The following is a 24,503-nucleotide window of genomic DNA, read 5'->3' as shown; positions in this document are numbered from 1 at the left end:
ATCTTAAGTGAACAGCATTACGCGCCATCACGGCCGTATAAACCCTGAATCATGCGGGGCCGCATAGCATCTGGGAGCGGCCTTGCGTCGCGATTGGACCGCAGAGCCGTCCCGGCAATGGCACGTGATCATGGTTGTATGCATATTCTTTAAAGATATTTAAATTTTCATTCTTATGACTTTATAGTTCGTCCCACTGCGTACCTGCCGACCAATCGGCGCGCCGCACGACTCGAACCCACACGGTAAACCCGTGCGGTCATGAATCGATGCGCGCCCTTCGACGTCGCGCACTGCGTGGGAGTGAACAATGTCAGCCGCCTTGAACGCTGTGTCGACCATCCACAGCGCACCGCCGCAAGCCTTCGAAATTCGTCCTTTCAGCGGCGCCGTCGGTGCCGAAATCGTTGGACTGGATCTGTCCCGCCCCGTCAATGCCGACGACTTCCAGCGTATTCACCGCGCCCACCTGGATCATCACGTGCTGGTGTTTCGCGAGCAGCGCATCAGTCCCGACCAGCAGATCGCGTTCAGCCGCCGTTTCGGTGAGCTGCAGATCCACGTGCTCAAACAGTTTTTGCTGCAGGGCCATCCCGAGATTCTCATCGTCTCCAACATCGTCGAGGACGGTCGCAACATCGGCCTGGGCGATGCCGGCAAGTTCTGGCATTCCGATCTCTCCTACAAGGAACTGCCGAGCCTGGGCTCGATGCTGCACGCCCAGGAACTGCCCAGCGAGGGCGGCGACACCCTGTTCGCCGACATGCACAAGGCCTGGGACGCCGTTCCCCAAGCGTTGCGCGACGTGGTGCAGGGCCGCAGCGCTGCCCACTCCTACACCGCGCGTTACGCGGAAACCAAGTTCGAAGGCAATTGGCGCCCGACCCTGACGGCCGAGCAGTTGGCCCAGGTCAACGAGGTGGTTCATCCGATCGTGCGGACCCACCCGGAAAATGGCCGCAAGGCGTTGTTCGTCAGCGAAGGCTTCACCACCCGCATCGTCGGGCTGCCGGAGGACGAAAGTCGCGATGTGCTGCAGCAGCTCTACGCCCTCAGCGTGCTGGAGCACAACCTGTATCGCCATCGCTGGCAGCCCCATGACCTGGTGTTCTGGGACAACCGCTCGCTGATCCACCTGGCCACCGGCTGTCCTGCTCACCTGCGGCGCAAGCTGTACCGCACCACCATCCAGGGCGACGCCCCGTTCTGACTGTCGAGGATCTTCATCATGCGCACCTCCATCGGCCGCCTGGCGGCCACTATCGGCCTGGGCGTCAGCCTGGTCATCGGCGGTCTTGCGGTTCCCAGCCTGGCCCAGGCCGAAGGCAAGATTCGCATCGCCGAGCAGTTCGGCATCGTCTACCTGCTGCTCAATGTGGTCCGCGACCAGCAACTGATCGAGAAGCACGGCAAGGCCCAAGGCATCGATATCCAGGTCGACTGGGCGCAGTTGTCCGGCGGCGCGGCGATCAACGACGCGCTGCTGTCCGGCTCGGTGGACATCGCCGGTGCCGGCGTCGGCCCGCTGCTGACCGTCTGGGACCGTACCTACGGGCGGCAGAACGTCAAGGCGGTGGCCTCGCTGGGCAACTTCCCTTACTACCTGGTCAGCAGCAACCCCGAGGTGAAGACCATCGCCGACTTCTCCGCCAAGGATCGCATTGCCGTGCCGGCGGTAGGCGTCTCGGTGCAGTCGCGCTTCCTGCAATACGCCGCCGCCAAGCAATGGGGCGACAAGGAATACAACCGCCTGGACAAGTACACCCTCGCGGTGCCGCACCCGGATGCCGCCGCTGCACTGTTGGCCGGCGGCACCGAACTCAACGGACATTTCTCCAACCCGCCGTTCCAGGACCAGGAGTTGGCCAATCCCAACGTGCACGTGGTGCTCGACAGCTACGACCTGCTCGGCCCCAACTCGCCGACGCTGCTGTTTGCCACCGAGAAATTCCGCCAGGACAACCCCAAGACCTACAAAGCCTTCGTCGATGCGCTGGCCGAGGCCGCCGACTTCGCCCAGCGCGACAAAGCGGCTGCTGCCGACACCTACCTGCGCGTGATCAAAGCCAAGATCGACCGCGACGCACTGATCAAGCTGATCGACAACCCGCGCTACGAATTCACCATCACGCCGAAGAACACCTACCCGCTGGCCGAGTTTCTCTATCGGGTCGGCGCCCTCAAGCACAAGCCCGCGTCGTGGAAGGACTACTTCTTCCAGGATGAGCGGCCGTTGCAAGGGAGCTGACCGATCATGACCGCCCCTTTGCCAGGCCACGCGGCCAGCAACCTGCGCCGTGTCGACAGCCCGACGTTGCTCGCGGTGGATAACCTGAGTCTGGAGTACCGCACCCCGCAGCGCGTGGTGCGGGCCACCCACCAAGTCAGTTTCGAGGTCGATCGCACTGATCGATTCGTGCTGCTCGGCCCTTCCGGGTGCGGCAAGTCCACCCTGCTCAAGGCAGTGGCCGGCTTCATCGAGCCGCGCGAAGGCCACATTCTGCTCAACGGCCAGCCCGTCAAAGGGCCTGGGCCAGACCGCATCGTCGTGTTTCAGGAGTTCGACCAACTGCCGCCCTGGAAGACGGTGAAGCAGAACGTGATGTTCCCCCTGTTGGTCTCTGGGCAGCTAAAGCGCGGCGAAGCCCATGATCGCGCGTTGCATTACCTGGAGAAAGTCGGTCTGGCGGCATTCGCCGATGCCTACCCGCATACGCTGTCTGGCGGCATGAAGGCACGCGTGGCGATTGCCCGGGCGCTGGCCACGCAGCCGCAGATCCTGCTGATGGACGAGCCATTCGCCGCCCTGGATGCACTGACCCGCCGCAAGATGCAGGAGGAACTCTTGCTGCTGTGGGAGGAGGTGCGCTTCACCTTGCTGTTCGTCACCCACTCCATCGAAGAGGCGCTGGTGGTGGGCAACCGCATCTTGCTGCTGTCGCCGCATCCAGGGCGGGTGCGGGCCGAGGTGCACAGCCACCAGTACCATCTTGGCAGCCTGGGCGGCAGCGACTTCCAGGCCAGCGCCCGGCGCATCCACCGCCTGCTGTTCGACCAGGCCGGCGAGCCCGAGCCTGCTGCGCCGCTGGGCTTCAACGACATCCGCATCGCCTACTGACAGGAGCTGGATATGAGCACGACGTCTGCGCGTCAGGAATACGAAGTGGCGCTGCAACCGCTGCCAGGGCTATCGCTGCACCGTGAGCTGCCGCTGGCCCAGCGCCTGTGGCAGCAAGCCTGGATACGCAAGGGCCTGATCCTGCTGTTGCTGGCGGTGATCTGGGAAGCGGTGGCGCGCTACACCGACAATGACCTGCTGCTGCCCACCTTCGGGCAAACCGCAGCGGCCTTGTGGGATGGCTTGGCCAGTGGCGAGTTGCCGGCCAAGGTCGCGGTGTCGCTGGTGGTGCTGCTCAAGGGCTATGTGCTGGGGATCGTGCTGGCGTTCGGGTTGACCAGCCTGGCGGTCTCGACCCAGTTCGGTCGCGACCTGCTCGGCACCCTGACCTCGATGTTCAACCCATTGCCGGCCATCGCTCTGCTACCGCTGGCGCTGCTGTGGTTCGGGCTGGGCGACAACAGCCTGATCTTCGTGCTGGTGCACTCGGTGCTGTGGGCCCTGGCGCTGAACACCTATGCCGGCTTTCTGGGCGTGTCCGAGACCCTGCGCATGGCGGGGCGCAACTATGGCCTGCGCGGGCTGCGCCTGGTGCTGCATATCCTGGTGCCGGCGGCGCTGCCGTCGATTCTGTCGGGGCTGAAGATCGGCTGGGCTTTCGCCTGGCGTACGCTGATCGCGGCCGAGCTGGTATTCGGCGCCAGCAGCGGCAAGGGCGGCCTGGGCTGGTACATCTTCCAGAACCGCAACGAGCTGTACACCGACAAGGTGTTCGCCGGGCTGGCGGTGGTGATCCTGATCGGCCTGCTGGTGGAGGGGCTGGTGTTCAACACGCTGGAGCGGCTGACCGTGCGCCGCTGGGGCATGCAGCGCTGACGGCAGCGCGCTTCAGTCGCGGTAGCGTGCTGCCGCGCTGGCGAGGATACGGCCGATTTCCTCGCGCAGCGCCTGGGGCAGTTCCACCATCAGATCGTCACCCTGGCCCAGCAGCCACCAGCGCAGCGGCGCGTCGTCGCTGACCGTCGCGCGCAGGCGGTGACCCTGCTCCAGCGCGGTCAAGTGCATGTCCGCGCCCAGCGGCGTTTCGCGCAGCCGTCGCGCCAAGGCGTCGCTGACCCAGGCTTGCAGCGCCAGGCCTTGGCCAGGCGCGGCCTTGAGCGGATCGTCACGCAGATAGTCCAGCAGGTCGAAATGGCCGCGCAGCTCGCCTGCGCTGGCTGACCAGTGCCAGCCGAACGGGATGCTCTTGTCGTTGCGCTCGAGCGGGAAGATCAGTGACAACTCATTGAGGTCACGTTCCACGGTGCGCTTGCTGACCGTGAAGCCCACGTCGCGCAGGCGCCACACCAGTTCGGCACTGGTGACCCCGGGCGAGCGGCTGGGCAACTGGCGCAACAAGGCCCACTGGCGACTAAGGGTGGCGCGGGTTGTGGCGAACGGCAAAGGTTAACGTCCTTGTCTAGGCTTGCGACAAATAGCATGGCGGGCGCGGTGCGGGATGGCAATTCGCTACTTTGCGCTGAGATCAACAAACCCGCTATTTGTTGCGTGCGCGCAGATCGTTCGCGACAGGTTTTGTCGTATCGTCGCGCAGAATCGCCTCATCACAGTCGAGGTCGGAACTGTGGGCCGTTCAATGAGGATGAACATGTCTGCTGCCAGCAATATCCATTCGCTGCTTGCCCGCCTTCTGCCCGAGCATGTGGTACCGGTGCCCGCCATCCCACGTCGGCACCTGCGTGCGTTTGCCGGGGTGGGGCTGCCCACCCAATGGGCATTGCTGGGCGAGCGCTCGGCCTTGGTCAGTCGTCTGGACGAAGCGGTGGATGTGCAGGCGATCTACAGCGACCTGCGGCATCAGGCGCTGCAAGGCAACGCGGCGGTGCTCAACGACCTGGGCTGGATCTGGCTCAATGGCCGCTACTGGCGCGCGGACACCGCACTGGCCAGCCATCTGCTGCGCATGGCGGCGTTGCAGGGCAATGCGGCGGCCTGGTTCAACCTCGGCCAGCAGCATTACTTCGGCAAGGGCGTGGCGGTGTGTTACGCCAATGCCGCCGAGTACTACCGGCATGCCTTCGAGCGCGGCCTGTCGCATGCGGCCGCAGCGCTGGGCGATCTTTATGAAGAAGAGGTGTGCGAGACCGACCAGCCGTGGCAGGTGGACCCGGTGCAAGCCTACGGCTGGTTCCTGCGCGGTGCTCAGCGTGGCGAGGCGCGTTGCCGGTTCGAGGTGGGCTACCGGCAGTTGCATGGTTTGCATGTGCCGGCGGACATCAAGGCCGGGCTGTACTGGCTGGAGCTGGCGGCCGGCGCCGGGGTGATGCAGGCTGCCGAGGAGTTGGCCGTGCACTTCAGCCGGCGCGACGCCTCACGCTACCTGGCCTGGCGCGACCAGGCGATCGGGCTGGGCAGCACCCTGGCCTTGACCATGAAGCTGGAGGATCAGGTGCAGACCTGAACACGCTGTTCATCGCCTCCGGTTGACGACGGGGGGAGGGGCGGGCGTATATTGATAGTTAGCAAACTATGATTACCCTCGGTTTCCCCTGATGACACTCGACGCACTGCACTTGAAAGTCAGCAGCGGCCTGGTGGTTGCCGCCCGCCACTGGCGGCGCATCTGCCACGCCGCGCTGACCGGCTACGGCATTTCCGAGGCCTGCGCGGTGCCGCTGCTGATGATCGTGCGCCTGGGCGATGGCGTGCATCAGGTGGCGGTGGCACAGGCCGCTGGGCTGGAAAGTCCGTCGCTGGTGCGCCTGCTCGATCAATTGTGCAAGGCCGGGCTGGTCTGTCGCAGCGAAGATCCCCTGGATCGACGCGCCAAGGCCCTGAGCCTGACCGCTGAAGGTCGCACGTTGGCCGAATCCATCGAAGCCGAACTGGTCCGCCAACGCCGCGACGTGCTGCACGGCCTGCCGGCCTCCGATCTGGAGGCGACCCTGCGGGTGATCCGCGCATTCGAAACCGCCGGCTCGGGCAGCGCGTCATGAAGCACTTCTTCAGTTCGGTGCCGCCGGCGCGCGACTGGTTCTACGGCGTGCGCACCTTCGCCGCGTCCATGATCGCCCTGTACATCGCCCTGCTGATGCAACTGCCGCGTCCCTACTGGGCGATGGCCACGGTGTACATCGTCTCCAGCCCGTTCGTCGGGCCGACCAGCTCCAAAGCCCTGTACCGCGCCGTCGGCACCCTGCTCGGCGCCGCTGGCGCGGTCCTGCTGGTGCCGCCGCTGGTGCAGTCGCCGCTGCTGCTGAGCATCGCCATCGCCCTGTGGACTGGCACCTTGCTGTACCTGTCGCTGAACCTGCGCACAGCGAACAACTACATGTTCATGCTGGCCGGCTACACCTTGCCGATGATCGCCCTGGCGGTGGTCGACAACCCGCTGGCGGTGTTCGACGTGGCGGCCTCACGCGCCCAGGAGATTTGCCTGGGCATCGTCTGTGCGGCCGTGGTGGGCGCGATTTTCTGGCCGCGGCGCCTGGCACCGGTGGTAGTCGGCGCCACCGGCAAGTGGTTCGCCGAGGCCATCCGCTACAGCGACCTGTACCTGAGCCGCGACGCCGCTGCCGAACAGGTTGGCGCCCTGCGCAGCTCGATGGTGGCCACCTTCAACAGCCTGGAGCTGATGATCGGTCAGCTCGGCCACGAGGGCGCGGGACCGCACACGCTGAAGAACGCCCGCGAACTGCGCGGGCGGATGATCCATCTGCTGCCGGTGATCGACGCCCTTGACGATGCCCTGGTGGCCTTGCAGGGCCGCGCCCCGGTGCAGTACGCACAGCTCGAAGCGTTGCTGGCCGACGCCCGCGCCTGGCTCGAAAGCACCGCCGACGATCCCTCGGTTGGGCGCTGGAGCGCCCTGCACGTGCAGATCGAGCACCTGCAGCCCGACGCCGAGGCGCTCGATCAGCGCCAGGCCTTGCTGCTGTCGAACGCGCTCTACCGGCTGAGCGAATGGATCGACCTCTGGCAGGACTGCTGCACCCTGCAGCACGCCCTGCGCGACGATGACGCGCGGCCCTGGCGGGCGGTGTACCGGCACTGGCGCCTGGGCCGTCTGACGCCGTTCTTCGATCGCGGCCTGATGCTCTACTCGGTGCTCTCCACCGTGGTCGCCATCGTCGTCGCCTGTGGCCTGTGGATCGGCCTGGGCTGGGCCGACGGCGCCAGCGCGGTGATCCTCGCCGCCGTCGCATGCAGCTTTTTCGCCGCGATGGACGACCCGGCGCCGCAGATCTACCGGTTCTTCTTCTGGACGTTGATCTCGGTGATTCTCTCCAGCCTGTACCTGTTCCTGGTGCTGCCCAACCTGCATGATTTCGCCATGCTGGTGCTGGCGTTCGCCGTGCCGTTCATCGTCATCGGCACCCTGACCGTGCAGCCGGCCTTCTACCTGGGCACCTTGCTGACCATCGTCAACACCTCGAACTTCATCAGTATCCAGGGCGCCTACGACGCCGACTTCTTCACCTTCGTCAATTCCAACCTGGCCGGCCCCGTGGGGCTGCTGTTCGCCTTCATCTGGACCTTGGTGATGCGCCCGTTCGGCGTGGAACTGGCCGCCAAGCGCATGACCCGCTTCGCCTGGCGCGACATCGTCGAGATGACCGAGCCGGCGACCCTGGCCGAACAGCGCAAGGTCGGCGTGCAGATGCTCGACCGCCTGATGCAGCACCTGCCGCGCCTGTTGCAGACCGGCCAGGACACCGGCACGGCGCTGCGTGATCTGCGCGTGGGGTTGAACCTGCTGGACCTGCTGGCGTACTTGCCGCGTGCCGGCGACGACGCCCGCGCGCGCCTGCGCACGGTAATCGAGGAAGTCGGCGCCCACTACGCCGCGTGCCTGCGCAGCGGCGAACGCCTGCACGCGTCGGCGGCGCTGCTGCGGCACATGGAGCGGGCGCGTCTGGCCTTGGCCCAGGATCGACTGAACGAGCGCGGCGAGCCCCGGGTCCATCTGCTGCATGCCCTCTCCGGTTTGCGCCTGTCGCTGCTGCCGGGTGTCGAGGTGATGCTCGAACCGGACGCGCAAGCGCAACTGCCCCCTGCCATCGATGGAGCACCGCTGTGATTGGCGAAGTGGATATCAGCGGAGTCTTCCTGCCTACGCTGCTGGTGATGATGCTGGGCACCTATGTGGTGTTCCTGGGCCTGCACGCGGTGCTGGTGCGCCTGCATTTCTACCGCCTGGTCTGGCACCGGGCGCTGTTCAACGTTGCTCTCTACGCCGTGCTGCTGGGCGCGGTGGATCACTTTTGTCGAAGCCTGATGCTGCCATGAAAAAACCGTTGTTGACCTTGGGCCGCGTGGTCCTGACTGTGCTGGTGGTGACCCTGGCGGCCGTGCTGGTCTGGCAGATGGTCGTGTACTACATGTTCGCGCCCTGGACCCGCGATGGGCATATCCGTGCCGACGTGATCCAGATCGCCCCGGACGTGTCCGGGTTGATCCAGCAGGTGAGCGTGCGCGACAACCAGGTGGTCAAGCGCGGCGACGTGTTGTTCACCATCGACCAGGACCGTTTCTCGCTGGCCTTGCGCCAGGCCCAGGCTAGCCTGGCCGAGCGCCAGGAAACCCTGGCCCAGGCCGCCCGCGAAACCCGACGCAACCGCAAGCTGGGCAACCTGGTGGCCGCCGAGCAGCTCGAAGAGAGCCAGTCGCGTGAAGCCCGTGCCCGCTCGGCGGTGAGCGAGGCGCAGGTGGCGGTGGACATCGCCAAGCTCAACCTCGAGCGCTCGGTGGTGCGCAGCCCGGTGGACGGTTACCTCAACGACCGCGCTCCGCGCGCCCACGAGTTCGTCACCGCAGGCCGAGCCGTGCTGTCGGTGGTCGACAGCACCTCGTACCACGTCGACGGCTACTTCGAGGAAACCAAGCTCGGTGGCATCAACGTCGGTGACGCCGTGGACATCCGCGTGATGGGTGATGACACGCGCCTGCGCGGGCATGTGCAAAGCCTGTCGGCGGGCATCGAAGACCGTGACCGGGTCAGCGGCGCGAACCTGCTGCCTAACGTCAATCCCGCGTTCAGTTGGGTGCGCCTGGCCCAGCGGATTCCGGTGCGCATCGCCTTCGACGAGGTGCCCGCAGACTTTCGCCTGATCGCCGGGCGCACCGCGACGGTCTCGATCGTCGAAGGGCAGCGGCCATGAAACGCCTGATGCTCACGGCCCTGGCGCTGGCACTGGGTGCTTGCACCACGGTCGGCCCCGACTACCACGTGCCCGCCGACGCCGCCGTGCAGCGCAGCGACCTGAACGGTCCGTTGCGCGAGGATGCCAGCAGCGTGGTGTCGGCGCCGGTGCCGGACGATTGGTGGCAGTTGTATCAGGATCCACGGCTCAATGCGCTGGTGCGCCAGGCGTTGGCGGCCAACAGTCAATTGCGCGTGGCGGCGGCGAACATCGCCAAGGCCCGTGCCCAGGTGGAAGTGGCTGAGTCGCAGGGCGGTTTTGGCGCGGGTGCCAAAGCCGGTGCCCAGCGCCTGCAAGAGTCTGGCGAAGCCTTTCTGCAGCCGAATAAAGTGCCGGTGGCCAATATCGGCGAAGCGATCATCAGCGCCTCGTACCAGTTCGACCTGTGGGGCACGCTCAAGCGTGGCACCGAGGCGGCCAAGGCCAATGCCGATGCCGTCCAGGCCGCCGCCGACACCGCGCGCATCACGGTAGTGGCCGACGTGGTCAAGGCCTACACCCAGGTGTGCTCGGCCAATGAGGAATACCACATCGCCCGGCAATCGCTGGACCTGCAACAGCAGGGCGTGCAACTCAACCAGCGTCTGCGCGATGCCGGGCGCGGCGACGAGACCCTGGTCACCCGTTCGCAGACCCAATTCAAATCGTTGCGCGCCGAGTTGCCGCGCTTCCAGGCCGAGCGCGAAGCGGGCCTGTATACCCTGGCGGCACTGCTGGCCGTGCCGGTCGGCCAGTTGCCCGCTGGCACCGCCGAGTGCGCCGAACTGCCTCACCTGGCGCAACTGATTCCGGTGGGCGACGGCGCCGCACTGCTCAAGCGTCGGCCCGACGTGCGCCAGGCCGAGCGACAGTTGGCAGCAGCCACGGCGAACATCGGTGTGGCGACCGGCGCGTTGTACCCGAACATCAGCTTCGGCGCGCAGATCGGCACCCTCGGCATCATCGACAACCTGGGCGAGCCTTCCACCAATCGCTGGGGCTTCGGCCCGCAGATCAGTTGGACGCTGCCCACCAACGGCACGCGTGCGCGCATCCGCGAGGCCGAGGCGTCGACCCAGGCCGCGCTGGCGCACTTCGACGGTGTGGTGCTCGACGCTCTGCGCGAAACCCAGACGCGGCTGGCGCAATACAGCGCCTTGCTCGAACGGCGCGACGCGCTGGCCGATGCTGAACGCTCGGCCAGGGACGCCGCCGAGCAGACTCACCGCCGTTACCAAGCCGGGCGCGAGTCGTTCCTGGCCGATTTGCAGGCCACCCGCGCGTACACCGATGTGCGTGGCCAGTTGGCCGCAGCCAACAGTCAGGTAGCGATGGGGCAGGTCGGCGTGTTCCTGGCGTTGGGCGGTGGCTGGAAAGCAGCGCCTTCGCAGTGAAGGCGCCGGCTTGACCGGTGAATCGCTGCACGCTATTCGCCGCAAGTCACCGAAAAAGTCCGACGCAAAACGTTTGCGTATTCCCGCGTCCGACACTCAAGTATTCATCGACGACGCCGATCTACTGGCACCAGCGTCCCGGAAGAGGACGCCCGTTCCCGTCGATAATAAAAGCGGGTGGTCAGCGTGATCAGGACGATCCCGGCCCCTTGCCAGGAGCTTCGCCATGCCTCGACCCCGTGCCCGGATCGCCTCGCAACTCGGTATCGCCCTCGCCATCGTGCTGGCGTTGGTGATCACCGGCAGTACCCTGTTCGCCCTGCGCTCGCTCGACGACGCCAACCTCGCCACCCGCCAGCAGCACTTGGGTAGCGAAGCGCGGCTGCTCGCCGATCAGCTCGATACCTTCCACGGCTCGCTCAAGGACAACACCCAGCGCCTGAGCGGGCTGTTCGAACGCCGCTTCGCCTCTGGCCTGAGGATTCAGGACGGCCAGAGCGTGCAGGTCGCCGGTGTCGCCACCCCAGCGCTGTACCTGGGCGATCACCTGCTCAACAACGACCTGAGCATCGTCGATGAATTCCAGCAGATGACCGCCGGTATCGCCACGCTGTTCGTGCGCAGTGGCGACGACTTCGTGCGCATCGCCACCAACCTCAAGAAGCAGGACGGCAGCCGCGCCATCGGCACCCAGCTCGACCGCGCGCACCCGGCCTATGCGCGGCTGCTGGCCGGGCAGATGTACGTGGGCCGCGCCGTGCTGTTCGAGCGCAACTACATGACCCGCTACGTGCCGGTCAGCGACACCAGCGGTCGGGTGATCGCCGTGCTGTTCGTCGGCTTCGACTACACCGATGCGCAAAACGCCCAGTTCACCAACCTCAAGCGCTTCCGCATCGGCCAGACCGGTTCGCTGGCGCTGCTCGACAACCAAGGTCAGTGGCTGGTGCCGCCGGCGGGGGTGGCCGATACCCAGGCTGCGGCGACGGCCATCAAGGGCCTGGGGGCGCACGCGCAGTTCTGGAACAGCGGTGACCAGCGTTTCTTCAGCGTGGTGCAGCCGTTCGCCGAAGGCCCGTGGACCGTGGTGGCGAGCATGCCCGAGGCGGAAATCCGCGAAGTGACCTGGAGCGTCGGTCTGCGCCTGGCGATTGGCAGTCTGCTGGCCATGCTGCTGGCGGTGCTCGCCACCTTGTGGCTGCTGCGGCGCAAGCTGCGTCCGCTGGACGACCTGGTGCGCCAGGCCCAGGCCCAGGCGTTGGGCGCAGGCGACCTCAGTGCGCGGCTGACGCTGACCAGCGAGGACGAGATCGGTCAGTTGGCACGCAGCTTCAACCAGATGGCCGACGCCCTGGCGACCATGGTCACGCACATTCGCAGCGCCTCCGAACAGGTCAGCGCCCGCTCGCAGTCGTTGGCCGGGTTGTCGTCCGGGGCGTGCGAGGGTATGGAGCAGCAGTCCGGCGAGATCACCAGCATGGCGGGTGCCGTGGAGGAATTCAGCGCCACGTCGATGAACATTGCCGAGAACATGGCGGGCACCGAGCGCATGGCCCAGGACAACGCCCAGCAGACCCGTATCGGGCGTTCGGCCATGGACCAGGCGTCCGCCTCGCTGCGGCAGATCGCCGAAGCGCTGGGCGGCACGGCGACGGTGATGGACAGCCTGGGTGCGCGTTCGCAGGAAATCGGCGGCATCGTCGGGGTGATCACCGCGATCGCCGAGCAGACCAACTTGCTGGCGCTCAACGCCGCCATCGAAGCGGCGCGCGCTGGCGAGCAAGGCCGCGGCTTCGCCGTGGTGGCCGATGAGGTGCGTGGCTTGGCGGCGCGGACTCGCCAGGCCACCGAGGAAATTTCCACGATGATCGCCAGCATCCAGCAGCAGACGGGTCAGGCGATCAGCACCCTGGAGCAGGGTAATCGGTTGATGCAGGATGGCCTGGAGCGCAACGACAAGGTGGCCCAGGCGCTGGCCCGCATCGACGAGCAGAGCCGTGCGGCGGGCGAGCAGTTCACCGTGATCAGCACGGCAACCCAGGAGCAGAGCAGCACCGCCAACCTGCTCAGCCGCAACCTGCAGAGCATCGCCCAGGCCAACAGTGAGCAGCATGACGTGGCCAACGAGCTGGCGGCGACGGCCCGGGAGCTGGAAGGGCTGGCCGAGCAGTTGCGCCAGGAAGTGGACCGCTTTCGCGTCGCCGGGTAAGGGCGGCTAGGCCAGGGTAACGCCCAGGGCCTGGGCGCAGGCCAGCAGCGAACGCTGTTCGGCCTGCGCATACAGGGCCAACTCGTCCAGCACCGCAAGGCCCAGCGCGGCCTCGAAGGCCTCGCGGTTGGCGTTGCTGCCGTAGTGGGCCTGTGCGTCGTCGCCCAGGTTCGACTGGAAGATCCCGGCGGCGCTGACCGGCAGGAAGTCTTCGTAGACCAGCGCTTCGAAATGCACGTGCCCGGCATCGATCAGACCTTGTAGCGTGTCAGGGCGATCCTGGCGGGTACGTTCGGCCAGGCCTTTTTCGGTGGCGAAGTAGCGGAAATAGGCCAGGCCCTGTTCGCGCATCTGCGCCAGGTCATCGGGGAACTCGGCGAAGTGGCTGGCCAGCAGCGTTCGATAGCGCTCGGCATTGGCCTCGGCGGGCACGCCGCCCAGGGCCGCGCGGGTGGCGTCGAGCAGGCGGTCGTAGAGCCTGCGGCCCTTGGCCGTGAGCGCCGCGCCGCGCTGTTCGATCTCGCCGAAGCGTGCGGTGTGACTGCCTTGGGCATCGCTGAAGGCGACCGTTTCCTGCAGCGCTTTGAAGCTGGTCTGGCGCAGCAGGATCGGATGGCGTCGAGTGGGTGGGCCTTCGACCACGGCCTTGGGCGCGATGCCTTTGGCCGGCATGCCCGCCTGGATGGCGTCGATGTCCAAGGTGCGCGGCGTCAGGTGGTTGATGTGCGGGCCTTTGAAGGCCACCACATCGGCGATCAGGCGGTGCTGCTGGTGCAACTGCTGGTACTGCTCGGCGCTGACCGTCGCCTGCGGATGCCAGCGGAACGTGTGCAGGGCTTGCTCGACGAAGGTCTCGGCATCGGCGGCGCTCAGGCCGCCGTCGCGCTCGTGCTGGGCGATCAGTTCGAGTACGCGCGGGGTGAAGATGCTGCGTTTGGCCAGGAGGTCGCGGGCCAGCTCGCGCAGGCCGAGATCGTCGATCAGCTCCAGGCGCAGCAGCGAGGTGAAGACCCGGAACGGGCTGATGTGCAGCGATTGCTCGTGCACCGCGCGGAAGGCGGTGGAGTGCACCGGCACGCCCGCCGGGCTCAGGTCGTAATAGCCGACCGGCAGCATGCCCATGACCGCGAACAGTCGGGCGATGGTCGCCAGTTCCTCGGCCGTGCCGACGCGGATCGCGCCATGGCGCTCCTGGTTCAGACGCTCGATTTCGCCGGTCCAGCGCAGGGCCTGGGCCACTTCTGGCTGTTCGGCCAGGATCTGCTGGTTGACCTCGCTCACCAGCTCCAGCAGCGTGCCGTACAGCGGCACCTCTTCTTTGTACAGGCGCGACATGGCTGCGGAGAACTGCGTGCGAATGCTGTCGGGGCTGACGAAATGGTGGGCGGGCATCGCGGGGTTCCTGAAGGTGGTAGAGACCCTGACATGAAAGCGAGGAATGCACTTTCTCTACAAGCGAAAAAAAGTGCGAGGGTCATTCCTTTTTTGATCGAACCTGCTGAGCGGCCCAGCCTGTCACCGGGCGATCACCACCAACTTGCCGACCGCTTGGCGCTGGGCCAGGCAATCGATGGCATGCCCGGCCTGCGCCAGCGGATAGGTCTGTGACACGCGCGGCTTGAGCTTGCCTTCGCTGTACCAGGCGAACAGTCGCCTGAAGTTGTCGGCGTTGTCCTGGGGCTGGCGCTGGGCGAAGGCGCCCCAGAACACGCCGAGCACCGCCGCGCCCTTGAGCAGTACCAGGTTGGCGGCCAGTTGCGGGATGCTGCCGCTGGCGAAACCCACCACCAACAGTCGGCCGTTCCAGGCCAGGCTGCGTACCGCCTGGTCGAACAGCTCGCCGCCGACCGGGTCGTAGATCACGTCTGCGCCCTGGCCGCCGGTCAGGCGTTTGACTTCGTCTTTCAGACTGGCCTGGCTGTAGTCGATCAGTTCGTCGGCGCCGGCAGCCTGGGCGACGGCCAGCTTCTCGGCACTGCTGGCGGCGGCGATCACTCGCGCGCCCAGGGCCTTGCCGATCTCCACGGCCGCCAGGCCCACACCACCCGAGGCGCCAAGCACCAACAGGGTCTCGCCGGCCTTGAGCTGGCCGCGCTGGCTGAGGGCGTGCATGGAGGTGCCGTAGGTCATGCTGAAGGCGGCGGCGGTCGTGAAGTCCATGTCGTCGGGAATCGGCAAGGCGTTGTAGTGCGGCACCGCAACCTGTTCGGCGAAGGCGCCCCAGCCGGTCAGCGCCATGACCCGTTGGCCGACCTTGAAGGTGCCCGCCTTCTCGCCGACCGCCGCCACCACACCGGCCGCTTCGCCGCCGGGCGAGAAGGGCAGTGGTGGCTGAAACTGATACTTGCCCTGGATGATCAGCGTGTCGGGAAAGTTGACCCCGGCGGCGTGCACGTCGAGCAGCAGCTCGTTGGGCTTGGGCACCGGGCTGGCGACCTCTTCGAGCACCAGGTCGCCTGCCGGCCCCAGGGTTTTGCACAACACAGCTTTCATCGGGCTATTCCTTTGCGGGTGTTGGCCGATAAGTGTAGGAGGGCAAAGGGGTGGGTCAACGAGCATGGCCTGTTCTGATAGGCCGGCATAAGCCCTAATGCGGTTCACTTAAGATCTGTATTGCTGGAATTGGGGCTGCTGCGCAGCCCATCGCGGCGCAAGACCGCTCCCACAGGGTCCGTACAGCCCCCTGTTTCACGGTTTGCGCGGACTTTGTGGGAGCGGCCTTGTGCCGCGAAAGGGCCGCGAAGCGGCCCCAGCATTCTTTAAGTGGACAGCATTACGGCATAAGCCCGGGCTTGGGTTTGTACGCGGTGCTGGGTAAGCTGGCGCCCATTGTGTCGAGGAGCAAAGTCGTGAAAGCGTGGATCTTGATGGTGCTGGCGGTGCTGCTGCCGGTCGCGGCCCTGGCCGAAGAAGCCAAGGAAGGGGAACCGAAGGTGGCCTACATCAGCCTGAGCCCGCCCTTCGTCGGCAACTATGCGCTCGATGGCGGGCCCAAGCTGCGGGTATTCAAGGCCGACGTGGCCCTGCGCGTCACCGGTGATGCCGCTGTGGCGGCGGTCAAGCACCATGAGCCGCTGATCCGCAACCAGCTGGTGGCGTTGTTCACCCAGCAGGGTGTGGACAACATGAGCAGCGTCGAGGCCAAGGAGGCGTTGCGTCAGGAGGCGCTCAAGCAGGTGCAGCAGGTGATGCAGGCCGAGGAAGGCAAGCCGATTGTCGAAGACTTGCTGTTCAATAACCTGATCGTGCAGTGACGCTGGCTAGCTGTCGTGTAATCACCGCACCAGCGCGCAAATCGCCTGCCATTGTTCCGTCGTCACCGGCATCACCGACAGCCGGCTACCCTTCTGAACCAACGGCAGTTCGGCGAGTGCCGTCTGCTGCTTGAGCTGCCCCAATTCCAGTACCTGATCGAAAGTGCGTACCGGCTCCACGTCGACTGCGCTCCAGGGGTTCTTGTCGGCGCTGGCCTTGGCGTCGAAGTAGGGGCTCTGTGGGTCCAGCGCGGTGGGGTCCGGGTAGGCGCATGCGCTGATCCGGGCGATGCCGGCGATGCCGGGCTGCGGGCAACTGGAGTGGTAGAAGAAGAACTCGTCGCCGACGCTCATGGCGCGCAGGAAATTGCGTGCCTGATAGTTGCGCACGCCGTCCCAGCGCGCCTGGCCCAGGCGCGACAAATCGGCACTGGACAGCTCGTCGGGTTCGGATTTCATCAGCCAATAGGCCATGGGCGCTGCTCCTGACAAGTTTGGAAATAAGATGTTGCATCTAACCGACAGCCGGTTGGCGTCAACGTTTGCGTGTTGCGTCACGTTGGCGGAAAATGCGCCGATTTTAACGCTAGGGGCTCCGGCGATGCCGAGAAAGTCGTCGAGCCTGAACAGTTTGCCGAGGGGGCAATCATGAACAAACGCAAACCGGACCTACTGTGGATCCTGGCCTTCATCTTCGGTCTAGGCGTGGTCACCACCGGTTATGCGCAGGGTTTGTGGGAGCGCAAGCTCGACGCGTCGTACCAGACGTCGGCCGTGTCCACCCCTCAACAGTCACGCTGATCGCTGCGGCGCGCGGCCTTCAAGCCGGCGCCAGGTACCAGTTGCGGTCCGAGACGGTTCCGCGCAACGGTACATCCCAACTGGCCTGAGCCAGGCGCTCCACCTTCTGGCATTCATGGGCCAGACCCAGCAGCAGCGGTTTCTTCCAGTGTTGGCGCCGGCCTTGATAGGCCAGGCTGCGATCATAGAAGCCTCCGCCCATCCCCAGGCGTCCGCCTGCCTCGTCGAAGCCCACCAGTGGCAGCAGAATCAGGTCCAGTGCCCACACCGGCCGCTGACGCTTGCGCTCGATCACCGGCTCGGCAATACGGAAACGGTTGCGCCGCAGTGGCTCGCCGCGTTCGAAGCGCTGGAACACCATGCGCGTGCGCGGCCAGGCGTGCAGGACCGGCAAGTAAGTGCGCTTGCCACGGCGCTGCGCTTCACGCAGCAACAGGCGCGGGTCGATCTCACCGTCGTTGGGCAAATACAGGGCGATGTGCCGGGCACGTCGAAACAGCGGATGCTGCGCCAACTGGCGGTACAGGCCCAGGGCGGCCTGGCGCTGCTGAGCTGGGGTGAGTGCACGGCGGGCGTTGCGCAACACGCGACGCAGTTGTGGGCGGGTGAGCGGCGCGGTGTCGGTCATGGCACAGGCGATCCCGGAAGCGGGCCGTGGCAGGCGGCCTAAGCGAAAATGCCCGCCGAAGGGGCGGGCATCGAATATTCAGGCTCCCCGATAAGACCGCTATCGGTGTAGCCCTTGAACCCGAAAGTTCAAGGTGGAGATTGCAGGAGGCTTTAAGGCTTTCCGTCGAGCGGACATGCACACCGGCCCCACGTGCAAGCCCCGTGGTTGTGCGTATCGGCTCAGGGACATAACCGACTGGCGCATCCACCAGGGAGTGGCGCCAGTATACCTATCTTAATCCTTTTTGCTAACCGGGTCGTCGGACAGCGCCTGATCGACCCGCTCGAGCAGGTCACGCACCTGCTCGCGGGTGGTGCCCGCGCTGGCGCCCTCGGGACGCTCCTGGCGGTGCAGCAATTCGTGGGTGATGTTCAGGGCGGCCATGACCGCGATGCGATCGGCGCCGATCACCTTGCCGCTGCTGCGGATCTCGCGCATCTTGCCGTCCAGGTAGCGCGCCGCGCCGACCAGATTGCTGCGCTCTTCCGGCGGGCAGATGATCGAGTACTCCTTGTCCAGGATGTGCACGGTGACGCTATTGCTTGAACTCATGAGTCTTGCTCCAGGGCCTTCAGACGCAAGATCATCGACTCGATCTTGTGCCGGGCGATCTCGTTCTTTTCGATGAGGTGGGCGCGCTCTTCGCGCCAGGACCGTTCCTGCGCTACTAGGAGTGCATTTTGCCGTTTTAGTTGCTCGACGCGTGCAATCAGCAGCTCGAAACGGCTCATCAGCGCCTGCAGGTCATTGTCTTGCGTGGGTTGCACTCGATCCGCTCCTTCGTCGATCGCCTGGCGATCTTGCGTCTGCCCGAGCCGGGGCGGGCGGCGCAGATGGTCTTGGCGCGCCTGCCGGTGCTAGGATACAAGGCCTTCATTCTAGTCATATGCGCCGTCTGGCGCCTAGCCGCCCATGCCCAATACCCAATCGCCTTACACCGCCTTCGCCTCGTTGCTGTCGAGCAACGGTCATCCTGTCTCTCCGGCTGAGTTGCATGGTCTGCTGATCGGCCGCAGCTGCGCCGGTGCCGGCTTCGATGCCGAGTCCTGGCTGGCCGACGCCGCCGCTGCGCTGGAGAGCGAGCCGCAAGACAACGTCCGCGCGGCCCTGATCGGCCTGCAGGAGATGGTCAAGGCCGAACTCACCGGCGAAGACGTCGCCATCGTCCTGCTGCTGCCGGGCGATGAAACCTCGCTGACCGAACGGGCCACTGCCCTGGGCCAGTGGTGCCAGGGCTTCATTGCTGGCTTCGGCCTGAACGCCGGCGGCAAGGACCTGTCCACCGATGCCAAGGACGTGCTGCAGGACCTGGTGGCCATTTCCCAGGTCCAGGAAGCACTGGAAGAATCCGAGGACGGCGAGAACGACTACATGGAAGTCATGGAGTACCTGCGCGTCGCCCCGCTGCTGCTGTACACGGAGCTGGCCGCACCCGTCGCGCCAGCGCCCAAGCCATCGCTGCATTGATCGTTCCGGGGGTCGTTTGCCCATGAGCCACATACCCAAGGCGGAGTACGCCCGTCGGCGCAAGGCGCTGATGGCGCAGATGGTCCCCAACAGCATCGCCATCCTGCCAGCGGCAGCGGTGGCGATTCGCAACCGCGACGTCGAGCACGTCTATCGCCAGGACAGCGATTTCCAGTACCTGAGCGGCTTCCCCGAGCCCGAGGCGGTGATCGCCCTGATTCCCGGGCGCGAGCACGGCGAGTACGTGCTGTTCTGTCGCGAGCGCAACCCCGAGCGCGAGCTCTGGGACGGCCTGCGCGCAGGTCAGGAAGGGGCGATTCGCGACTACGGCGCCGACGATGCCTTCCCCATCACCGACATCGACGAGATCCTGCCGGGACTGATCGAGGGGCGCGAGCGGGTCTACAGCGCCATGGGCAGCAACCCCGAATTCGACCGACGGCTGATGGACTGGATCAACGTGATTCGCTCCAAGGCCCGTCTCGGCGCCCAGCCACCGAATGAATTCGTTGCCCTGGATCATCTGCTGCACGACATGCGCCTGTATAAATCGGCGGCGGAAGTGAAGGTGATGCGCGAGGCCGCGGCGATTTCCGCGCGTGCCCATGTGCGGGCCATGCAGGCTTGCCGCGCCGGACTGCATGAATTCAGCCTGGAGGCCGAACTGGACTACGTGTTCCGTCAGGGTGGCGCGAAGATGCCGGCCTACGGCTCGATCGTCGCCGCTGGGCGCAACGCTTGCATCCTGCATTACCAGCAGAACGATGCACCGCTCAAGGACGGCGACCTGGTGCTGATCGACGCGGGCTGCGAAATCGACTGCTATGCCAGCGACATCACCCGCACCTTCCCGGTCAGCGGGCGCTTCTCGCCTGAGCAGAAGGCGATCTACGAGCTGGTGCTGGAGTCCCAACACGCCGCCTTCGCCGAGATCGCGCCCGGCAAGCACTGGAATCACGCCCACGAGGCGACGGTGCGGGTCATCACCGAAGGGCTGGTCAGGCTGGGGCTGCTGCAGGGCGAGGTCCAGGCGCTGATCGACAGCGAGGCCTACCGCGCCTTCTACATGCATCGCGCCGGACACTGGCTGGGCATGGACGTGCACGACGTGGGCGAATACAAGGTCGGTGGTCAGTGGCGCGTGCTCGAACCGGGCATGGCGCTGACCGTCGAGCCGGGCATCTACATCGCCCCGGACAACACGCGCGTGGCGAAGAAATGGCGTGGTATCGGGGTTCGAATCGAGGACGACGTGGTGGTCACCAGAAAAGGCTGTGAAATCCTCACCTCAGGCGTGCCGAAGACGGTCGCCGAGATCGAGGCCTTGATGGCCGACGCGCGCAAGGACGTGGCATGAATCGGGTCAATCTGGCGATCATCGGCGGTGGTCTGGTCGGTGCCAGCCTGGCGCTGGCCTTGCAGGCCGGGGCCAAGGCGCGTGGTTGGCGCATTCTGCTGATCGAGCCGTTCGCCCCCGGTGACAGCTTCCAGCCCAGCTACGATGCGCGCTCTTCAGCGCTGTCCTTCGGCACGCGGCAGATCTACGACCAACTGGGCCTGTGGCACGGTATCGAGCGTCGTGCCGAGCCGATCCGCCAGATCCAGGTGTCCGATCGCGGCCGCTTCGGCGCAACGCGCCTGGATGCCCAGGAGGAGGGCGTGCCGGCGTTGGGCTACGTGGTGGAGAACGCCTGGCTCGGCCAATGCCTGTGGCAGGGCCTGGACAGCGAAGTGGTGAGCTGGCGCTGCCCGGCCGAGGTCAAGGCCTTGCAGCCGATCGCCGGCGGCTACCGCCTGCAACTGGACGACGACACCCACGTGGAGTGCGACCTGGCGATTCTGGCCGACGGCGGCCGCTCCGGCCTGCGCGAGCAGTTGGGTATCCATGTGCGGCGCATCCCCTATGAGCAGAGTGCGCTGATCGCCAACATCACCCCTGGCCAGGCCCATCGTGGCCAGGCCTTCGAACGCTTCACCGAACAAGGCCCCATGGCCTTGCTGCCGCTGCCGGAGAATCGCTGCGCGCTGGTCTGGACCCGACAGGGCATGGACGCGCGGCGCCTGGCCGACCTCGACGAGCGCGCATTCCTCGGCGAGTTGCAAGAGGCCTTCGGTTATCGCCTGGGAGCCTTGCGCCAGGTCGGCGCACGGCATCTGTATCCGCTGGCGCTGGTCGAGGCCCAAGAGCAGGTGCGTCCGCACCTGGTGGTGCTGGGCAATGCCGCGCACAGCCTGCACCCGATTGCCGGCCAAGGCTTCAACCTGTCGCTGCGCGATGTGCAAGCCCTGGCCGAGGCCTTGCTCGCCGGTCCGCAACAGCCGGGCGACCTCGCCACGTTGCAGGCCTACCGTGAACGTCAGCGCCTCGATCAAGCCTTGACCATTGGCTTTTCCGACCAGGTCACACGCCTGTTCGGCACGGCTCAGCCGCTGTTGGCCGGCGGTCGCAACCTCGGCCTGCTGGGCCTGGACCTGCTGCCCCCGGCGAAACGTTGGTTCGCCCGCCAGGCCATGGGCCTGGGCACTCGCGCCGATCTGCGAGGCCAGGCATGAGCGATGCGCGCAAGCTCGCCCGTCGCGCCCGCCTGCTGCGCTGGCTGCTGAATCTCTACCCGCCCTACCTGGGCGCCGGCATCCGCGTGCAACGCATCAGCCCGGACATGCGCAGCGTCAAGGTGCGCATGAGCCTGACGCGCTGGAACCGCAACTACGTCGGCACCCAGTTCGGCGGCAGCCTGTATTCGATGGTCGACCCCTTCTACATGCTGTTGCTGATCGAGCAGCTGGGCAGCGAGTACATCGTCTGGGACAAGGCTGCCAGCATCGACTTCATCGCACCGGGCAAAGGTCCGGTGTTCGCCGAACTGCACATCGACGATGCCCTGCTGGACGACATCCGTCAGCAGACGGCCAGTGGCAAGAAATGCCTGCCGCGTCTGCAGGTGGACATCCGTGACGGCGCTGGCGAGCTGGTGGCCCGCGTCGACAAAACCCTATATGTGCGGCTCAAGCCGCAAGCGAGGCAGGCGTAAGGCATGGACATGCGCGCGGATCTGTTGATTGTCGGAGCCGGTATGGTCGGCAGCGCCCTGGCGCTCGCCTTGCGCCACAGCGGGCTGCAGGTGCTGCTGGTCGATGGCGGGCCTCTGTCGGTCAAGCCGTTCGAGGCGGCGGCGCCCTTCGAGCCGCGGGTCAGTGCCCTGTCGGCCGCTAGCCAGCGCATCCTTGAGCGCCTCGGCGCCTGGGAAGGCATCGCCGGGCGACGCGTGTGTCCATATTCGGACATGCAGGTGTGGGACGGCAGCGGCACCGGGCAGATCCACTTCTCGGCGGCCAGCGTGCATGCCCAGGTGCTGGGCCACATCGTCGAGAACCGCGTGGTCCAGGACGGCCTGCTCGAGCGCCTGCACGACAGCGATGTCGGCCTCGTGCCCAATGCCCGTCTGGAACAGCTGCGTCGCTCCGGTGACGAGTGGCTGGTCACCCTGGCCGACGGTCGACGCGTGCGCGCACCGTTGGTGGTGGCGGCCGACGGCGCCCACTCGGCGGTGCGTCGCCTGGCCGGTTGCGCCACCCGCGAATGGGATTACCTGCATCACGCCATCGTCACCAGCGTGCGTTGCAGTGCGCCGCACCAGGCCACGGCCTGGCAGCGCTTCACAGACGAGGGGCCGCTGGCGTTCCTGCCGCTGGCGCGCGATGGCGGGCAACACTGGTGCTCGATCGTCTGGTCCACCACGCCGGAGCAGGCCGAGCAGGCCATGGCGCTGGACGACGCGGCATTCTGCCGGGCGCTGGAGCGCGCCTTCGAGGGGCGCCTGGGCGAGGTCGAGCATGCCGATCCGCGCCTGTGCGTGCCGCTGCGTCAGCGCCATGCCAAGCGCTATGTGGACGAAGGCCTGGTGCTGATTGGCGATGCCGCCCATACCATCCACCCACTGGCGGGTCAGGGGGTCAACCTGGGGTTGCTCGACGCTGCCGTGCTGGCCGAGGAACTGATGCGTGCCAGCGAGCGTGGCGAGTGCCTGGCGGACGTCAAGGTGTTGAGCCGCTACGAGCGCCGACGCATGCCGCACAACCTGGCGTTGATGGCGGCCATGGAGGGCTTCGAGCGCCTGTTCCAGGCCAATCCGCTGCCGCTGCGCTGGCTGCGCAACACGGGGCTGAAAGTGGTGCAGGACTTGCCCGAGGCCAAGGCGCTGTTCGTGCGTCAGGCGCTGGGCTTGAGCGGCGATCTGCCGGCGCTGGCAAAAGCCTGAGGGTCAGCCGTTCCTTTGCAACATCTGGTAACGGCTCAGTGGGTGAGTAGGCAAATGAGATTCACTACCCTTTGCGCCTCACTTACCCCTGGAGCCCTCGCCATGTCGCCCCGCAAGCCTCTGTTCGCCGCCCTGGCGCTGACCCTGTTCGCTGGCACTGCCCAGGCGGCGGACGACGAAGTGGTGGTGTATTCCTCGCGCATCGACGAGTTGATCAAGCCAGTGTTCGACGCCTACACCGCCGAAACAGGGGTGAAGATCAAGTTCATCACCGACAAGGAAGCGCCGTTGATGCAGCGCATCAAGGCCGAGGGCCAGAACGGCGTGGCCGACCTGCTGCTCACCGTCGATGCCGGCAACTTGTGGCAGGCCGAGCAGATGGGCATCCTGCAGCCGATCAAGTCGGACATCATCGACCGCAACATTCCGCCCCAGTACCGCGCCGCTTCCCATGACTGGACGGGCCTGAGCCTGCGGGCGCGGACTATCGTCTACGCCAGTGACCGGGTCAAGCCCGCTGAACTGAGCACCTACGAAGCCCTGGCCGACAAGCAGTGGGAAGGCCGTCTGTGCCTGCGCACGGCGAAGAAGGTCTACAACCAGTCGCTCACCGCCACGCTGATCGAGGCGCATGGCGAGGCCGAGACCGAGAAGCTGGTCAAAGGCTGGGTCAACAACTTGTCCACCGATGTGTTCTCCGACGACAACGCCGTGATTCAAGCCGTGGCGGCCGGTCAGTGCGATGTCGGCGTGGTCAATACGTACTATTACGGCCGCCTGCACAAGATCGATCCGAACCTGCCGGTGAAGATCTTCTGGCCTAACCAGGGCGACCGTGGCGTGCACGTTAACCTGTCGGGCATCGGCCTGACCCAGCACGCGCCTCACCCCGAGGCGGCGAAGAAGCTGGTGGAGTGGATGACCGGTGAGCAGGCGCAGAAGCTGTTCGCCGACATCAACCAGGAGTTTCCGGCCAATCCCAAGGTCAAGCCGTCGGACGAGGTCGCGGCCTGGGGCAGCTTCAAGGCTGACAGCCTGCCGGTGGAGGTGGCTGGCAAGCGTCAGGCCCAAGCCATTCGCTTGATGGACCGGGCTGGCTGGAACTGAGTCATGAACCTGATCGCGGGTTCACCCCGCGATCGCCGCAAC

The 24,503-nt window shown here is 66.0% G+C and carries 26 protein-coding genes, 1 other RNA gene and 1 pseudogene; 20 read left to right on the top strand and 8 right to left on the bottom strand.

What is annotated here, in order from left to right; all coding sequences use genetic code 11:
• Positions 1–331: 331 nt before the first annotated feature.
• Genes Q6A47_RS17145 through Q6A47_RS17130 form a run of 4 tightly spaced genes read left to right on the top strand, consistent with a single transcriptional unit; the run spans position 332 to position 3,994 of the window.
• Positions 332–1,210 (top strand): TauD/TfdA dioxygenase family protein, encoded by an 879-nt coding sequence (locus Q6A47_RS17145; RefSeq protein ID WP_369811541.1) that lies wholly within the window; start codon positions 332–334, stop codon positions 1,208–1,210.
• 18 nt (positions 1,211–1,228) lie between these two features.
• The gene (locus Q6A47_RS17140; RefSeq protein ID WP_304484884.1) at positions 1,229–2,248 is read left to right on the top strand and encodes an ABC transporter substrate-binding protein; all 1,020 of its coding nucleotides are present in this window, start codon (positions 1,229–1,231) and stop codon (positions 2,246–2,248) included.
• A gap of 6 nt (positions 2,249–2,254) precedes the next feature.
• Positions 2,255–3,118: an ABC transporter ATP-binding protein gene (locus Q6A47_RS17135; RefSeq protein ID WP_039582488.1), complete on the top strand. Its 864-nt coding sequence runs from the start codon at positions 2,255–2,257 to the stop codon at positions 3,116–3,118.
• A gap of 12 nt (positions 3,119–3,130) precedes the next feature.
• Positions 3,131–3,994, top strand: coding sequence for an ABC transporter permease (locus Q6A47_RS17130; RefSeq protein WP_039582489.1), 864 nt, complete (start codon positions 3,131–3,133; stop codon positions 3,992–3,994).
• Positions 3,995–4,006: 12 nt separating this feature from the next.
• On the opposite strand, the gene Q6A47_RS17125 is transcribed toward Q6A47_RS17130, so the two are convergent.
• Positions 4,007–4,561 (bottom strand): WCX domain-containing protein, encoded by a 555-nt coding sequence (locus Q6A47_RS17125; RefSeq protein WP_039582490.1) that lies wholly within the window; start codon positions 4,559–4,561, stop codon positions 4,007–4,009.
• 205 nt (positions 4,562–4,766) lie between these two features.
• Between Q6A47_RS17125 and Q6A47_RS17120 the strand changes: the two genes are divergently transcribed.
• From Q6A47_RS17120 to Q6A47_RS23060, 8 genes and pseudogenes are all read left to right on the top strand, one after another.
• Complete coding sequence (locus tag Q6A47_RS17120) at positions 4,767–5,579, top strand: tetratricopeptide repeat protein (protein ID WP_029615221.1); 813 nt, start codon at positions 4,767–4,769, stop codon at positions 5,577–5,579.
• Between the two features lie 91 nt (positions 5,580–5,670).
• Positions 5,671–6,114 carry a MarR family winged helix-turn-helix transcriptional regulator gene (locus Q6A47_RS17115; protein ID WP_304484883.1) on the top strand — a complete coding sequence of 148 codons (444 nt, stop codon included), beginning with the start codon at positions 5,671–5,673 and terminating at the stop codon, positions 6,112–6,114.
• Positions 6,111–8,198 carry an FUSC family protein gene (locus Q6A47_RS17110; protein WP_304484882.1) on the top strand — a complete coding sequence of 696 codons (2,088 nt, stop codon included), beginning with the start codon at positions 6,111–6,113 and terminating at the stop codon, positions 8,196–8,198. The genes Q6A47_RS17115 and Q6A47_RS17110 overlap by 4 nt, the downstream gene beginning before the upstream one ends.
• Positions 8,195–8,407: a DUF1656 domain-containing protein gene (locus Q6A47_RS17105; RefSeq protein WP_029615220.1), complete on the top strand. Its 213-nt coding sequence runs from the start codon at positions 8,195–8,197 to the stop codon at positions 8,405–8,407. The genes Q6A47_RS17110 and Q6A47_RS17105 overlap by 4 nt, the downstream gene beginning before the upstream one ends.
• Positions 8,404–9,279 (top strand): efflux RND transporter periplasmic adaptor subunit, encoded by an 876-nt coding sequence (locus Q6A47_RS17100; protein ID WP_029615219.1) that lies wholly within the window; start codon positions 8,404–8,406, stop codon positions 9,277–9,279. The genes Q6A47_RS17105 and Q6A47_RS17100 overlap by 4 nt, the downstream gene beginning before the upstream one ends.
• The gene (locus Q6A47_RS17095; protein ID WP_304484881.1) at positions 9,276–10,694 is read left to right on the top strand and encodes an efflux transporter outer membrane subunit; all 1,419 of its coding nucleotides are present in this window, start codon (positions 9,276–9,278) and stop codon (positions 10,692–10,694) included. Before Q6A47_RS17100 ends, Q6A47_RS17095 begins: the two co-directional genes overlap by 4 nt.
• Before the next feature lie 226 nt (positions 10,695–10,920).
• Positions 10,921–12,036 (top strand): annotated as a pseudogene (locus Q6A47_RS23065) (Cache 3/Cache 2 fusion domain-containing protein); the annotation flags it as partial.
• On the top strand, positions 12,034–12,903 hold the full coding sequence (locus Q6A47_RS23060; protein ID WP_369811540.1) for a methyl-accepting chemotaxis protein: 870 nt from the start codon (positions 12,034–12,036) through the stop codon (positions 12,901–12,903). The pseudogene Q6A47_RS23065 and the gene Q6A47_RS23060, both read left to right, overlap by 3 nt.
• Positions 12,904–12,909: 6 nt before the next feature.
• Here the strand turns inward: Q6A47_RS23060 and hglS are convergent, their stop codons facing one another.
• Positions 12,910–14,295, bottom strand: a complete 1,386-nt coding sequence (gene hglS, locus Q6A47_RS17085) for a 2-oxoadipate dioxygenase/decarboxylase HglS (protein WP_304484879.1) — start codon at positions 14,293–14,295, stop codon at positions 12,910–12,912.
• A gap of 123 nt (positions 14,296–14,418) precedes the next feature.
• Complete coding sequence (locus tag Q6A47_RS17080) at positions 14,419–15,396, bottom strand: NADPH:quinone oxidoreductase family protein (RefSeq protein ID WP_295486125.1); 978 nt, start codon at positions 15,394–15,396, stop codon at positions 14,419–14,421.
• A gap of 356 nt (positions 15,397–15,752) precedes the next feature.
• Between Q6A47_RS17080 and Q6A47_RS17075 the strand changes: the two genes are divergently transcribed.
• On the top strand, positions 15,753–16,157 hold the full coding sequence (locus tag Q6A47_RS17075) for a flagellar basal body-associated protein FliL (RefSeq protein ID WP_304484878.1): 405 nt from the start codon (positions 15,753–15,755) through the stop codon (positions 16,155–16,157).
• 21 nt (positions 16,158–16,178) lie between these two features.
• Here the strand turns inward: Q6A47_RS17075 and Q6A47_RS17070 are convergent, their stop codons facing one another.
• Positions 16,179–16,631, bottom strand: a complete 453-nt coding sequence (locus Q6A47_RS17070) for an EVE domain-containing protein (protein WP_116887338.1) — start codon at positions 16,629–16,631, stop codon at positions 16,179–16,181.
• 174 nt (positions 16,632–16,805) lie between these two features.
• Here Q6A47_RS17070 and Q6A47_RS17065 point away from each other — a divergent pair, with 174 nt between their 5' ends.
• Positions 16,806–16,958 carry a hypothetical protein gene (locus Q6A47_RS17065; RefSeq protein ID WP_162889483.1) on the top strand — a complete coding sequence of 51 codons (153 nt, stop codon included), beginning with the start codon at positions 16,806–16,808 and terminating at the stop codon, positions 16,956–16,958.
• Positions 16,959–16,977: 19 nt separating this feature from the next.
• Here Q6A47_RS17065 and Q6A47_RS17060 read toward each other — a convergent pair whose 3' ends face one another.
• The 4 genes from Q6A47_RS17060 to Q6A47_RS17045 form a co-directional block, all read right to left on the bottom strand.
• Positions 16,978–17,586, bottom strand: a complete 609-nt coding sequence (locus tag Q6A47_RS17060) for a 5-formyltetrahydrofolate cyclo-ligase (RefSeq protein ID WP_116887339.1) — start codon at positions 17,584–17,586, stop codon at positions 16,978–16,980.
• An 80-nt stretch (positions 17,587–17,666) separates the two neighbouring features.
• Positions 17,667–17,845: non-coding RNA, 6S RNA (ssrS, locus tag Q6A47_RS17055), on the bottom strand.
• 17 nt (positions 17,846–17,862) lie between these two features.
• Positions 17,863–18,180, bottom strand: a complete 318-nt coding sequence (locus Q6A47_RS17050) for a cell division protein ZapA (RefSeq protein ID WP_029614654.1) — start codon at positions 18,178–18,180, stop codon at positions 17,863–17,865.
• Entirely contained in the window at positions 18,177–18,359 is a 183-nt protein-coding gene (locus Q6A47_RS17045) for a TIGR02449 family protein (RefSeq protein WP_037028563.1), read from the bottom strand. The genes Q6A47_RS17050 and Q6A47_RS17045 overlap by 4 nt, the downstream gene beginning before the upstream one ends.
• Positions 18,360–18,540: 181 nt before the next feature.
• Between Q6A47_RS17045 and Q6A47_RS17040 the strand changes: the two genes are divergently transcribed.
• The 6 genes from Q6A47_RS17040 (at position 18,541) to Q6A47_RS17015 (ending at position 24,461) form a co-directional block, all read left to right on the top strand.
• Positions 18,541–19,095, top strand: a complete 555-nt coding sequence (locus Q6A47_RS17040) for a YecA/YgfB family protein (RefSeq protein WP_304484877.1) — start codon at positions 18,541–18,543, stop codon at positions 19,093–19,095.
• 22 nt (positions 19,096–19,117) lie between these two features.
• On the top strand, positions 19,118–20,452 hold the full coding sequence (pepP, locus tag Q6A47_RS17035) for a Xaa-Pro aminopeptidase (RefSeq protein ID WP_039582507.1): 1,335 nt from the start codon (positions 19,118–19,120) through the stop codon (positions 20,450–20,452).
• On the top strand, positions 20,449–21,648 hold the full coding sequence (gene ubiH, locus Q6A47_RS17030) for a 2-octaprenyl-6-methoxyphenyl hydroxylase (RefSeq protein WP_304484876.1): 1,200 nt from the start codon (positions 20,449–20,451) through the stop codon (positions 21,646–21,648). The genes pepP and ubiH overlap by 4 nt, the downstream gene beginning before the upstream one ends.
• Entirely contained in the window at positions 21,645–22,127 is a 483-nt protein-coding gene (locus Q6A47_RS17025; protein ID WP_039582510.1) for a DUF4442 domain-containing protein, read from the top strand. The genes ubiH and Q6A47_RS17025 overlap by 4 nt, the downstream gene beginning before the upstream one ends.
• A 9-nt stretch (positions 22,128–22,136) precedes the next feature.
• Complete coding sequence (locus tag Q6A47_RS17020) at positions 22,137–23,354, top strand: 2-octaprenyl-3-methyl-6-methoxy-1,4-benzoquinol hydroxylase (protein WP_304484888.1); 1,218 nt, start codon at positions 22,137–22,139, stop codon at positions 23,352–23,354.
• Between the two features lie 102 nt (positions 23,355–23,456).
• Positions 23,457–24,461 (top strand): extracellular solute-binding protein, encoded by a 1,005-nt coding sequence (locus Q6A47_RS17015; RefSeq protein WP_039582514.1) that lies wholly within the window; start codon positions 23,457–23,459, stop codon positions 24,459–24,461.
• Positions 24,462–24,503: the final 42 nt, after the last annotated feature.

Source organism: Pseudomonas boreofloridensis, from assembly GCF_030580795.1.
Classification (GTDB): Bacteria; Pseudomonadota; Gammaproteobacteria; order Pseudomonadales; family Pseudomonadaceae; genus Aquipseudomonas; species Aquipseudomonas boreofloridensis.
This window is presented reverse-complemented; position numbering and strand designations above follow the sequence as displayed.

Coding starts and splice junctions, on each gene's coding strand:
- hglS (WP_304484879.1), bottom strand. CDS start 14,295: ATGCCCGCCCACCATTTCGTCAGCCCCGACAGCATTCGCACGCAGTTC.
- Q6A47_RS17050 (WP_029614654.1), bottom strand. CDS start 18,180: ATGAGTTCAAGCAATAGCGTCACCGTGCACATCCTGGACAAGGAGTAC.
- ubiH (WP_304484876.1), top strand. CDS start 20,449: ATGAATCGGGTCAATCTGGCGATCATCGGCGGTGGTCTGGTCGGTGCC.
- Q6A47_RS17060 (WP_116887339.1), bottom strand. CDS start 17,586: ATGACCGACACCGCGCCGCTCACCCGCCCACAACTGCGTCGCGTGTTG.
- Q6A47_RS17020 (WP_304484888.1), top strand. CDS start 22,137: ATGCGCGCGGATCTGTTGATTGTCGGAGCCGGTATGGTCGGCAGCGCC.
- Q6A47_RS17025 (WP_039582510.1), top strand. CDS start 21,645: ATGAGCGATGCGCGCAAGCTCGCCCGTCGCGCCCGCCTGCTGCGCTGG.
- pepP (WP_039582507.1), top strand. CDS start 19,118: ATGAGCCACATACCCAAGGCGGAGTACGCCCGTCGGCGCAAGGCGCTG.
- Q6A47_RS17135 (WP_039582488.1), top strand. CDS start 2,255: ATGACCGCCCCTTTGCCAGGCCACGCGGCCAGCAACCTGCGCCGTGTC.
- Q6A47_RS17100 (WP_029615219.1), top strand. CDS start 8,404: ATGAAAAAACCGTTGTTGACCTTGGGCCGCGTGGTCCTGACTGTGCTG.
- Q6A47_RS17140 (WP_304484884.1), top strand. CDS start 1,229: ATGCGCACCTCCATCGGCCGCCTGGCGGCCACTATCGGCCTGGGCGTC.
- Q6A47_RS17120 (WP_029615221.1), top strand. CDS start 4,767: ATGTCTGCTGCCAGCAATATCCATTCGCTGCTTGCCCGCCTTCTGCCC.
- Q6A47_RS23060 (WP_369811540.1), top strand. CDS start 12,034: ATGGCCGACGCCCTGGCGACCATGGTCACGCACATTCGCAGCGCCTCC.
- Q6A47_RS17045 (WP_037028563.1), bottom strand. CDS start 18,359: ATGAGCCGTTTCGAGCTGCTGATTGCACGCGTCGAGCAACTAAAACGG.
- Q6A47_RS17095 (WP_304484881.1), top strand. CDS start 9,276: ATGAAACGCCTGATGCTCACGGCCCTGGCGCTGGCACTGGGTGCTTGC.
- Q6A47_RS17130 (WP_039582489.1), top strand. CDS start 3,131: ATGAGCACGACGTCTGCGCGTCAGGAATACGAAGTGGCGCTGCAACCG.
- Q6A47_RS17040 (WP_304484877.1), top strand. CDS start 18,541: ATGCCCAATACCCAATCGCCTTACACCGCCTTCGCCTCGTTGCTGTCG.
- Q6A47_RS17110 (WP_304484882.1), top strand. CDS start 6,111: ATGAAGCACTTCTTCAGTTCGGTGCCGCCGGCGCGCGACTGGTTCTAC.
- Q6A47_RS17065 (WP_162889483.1), top strand. CDS start 16,806: ATGAACAAACGCAAACCGGACCTACTGTGGATCCTGGCCTTCATCTTC.
- Q6A47_RS17070 (WP_116887338.1), bottom strand. CDS start 16,631: ATGGCCTATTGGCTGATGAAATCCGAACCCGACGAGCTGTCCAGTGCC.
- Q6A47_RS17080 (WP_295486125.1), bottom strand. CDS start 15,396: ATGAAAGCTGTGTTGTGCAAAACCCTGGGGCCGGCAGGCGACCTGGTG.
- Q6A47_RS17115 (WP_304484883.1), top strand. CDS start 5,671: ATGACACTCGACGCACTGCACTTGAAAGTCAGCAGCGGCCTGGTGGTT.
- Q6A47_RS17015 (WP_039582514.1), top strand. CDS start 23,457: ATGTCGCCCCGCAAGCCTCTGTTCGCCGCCCTGGCGCTGACCCTGTTC.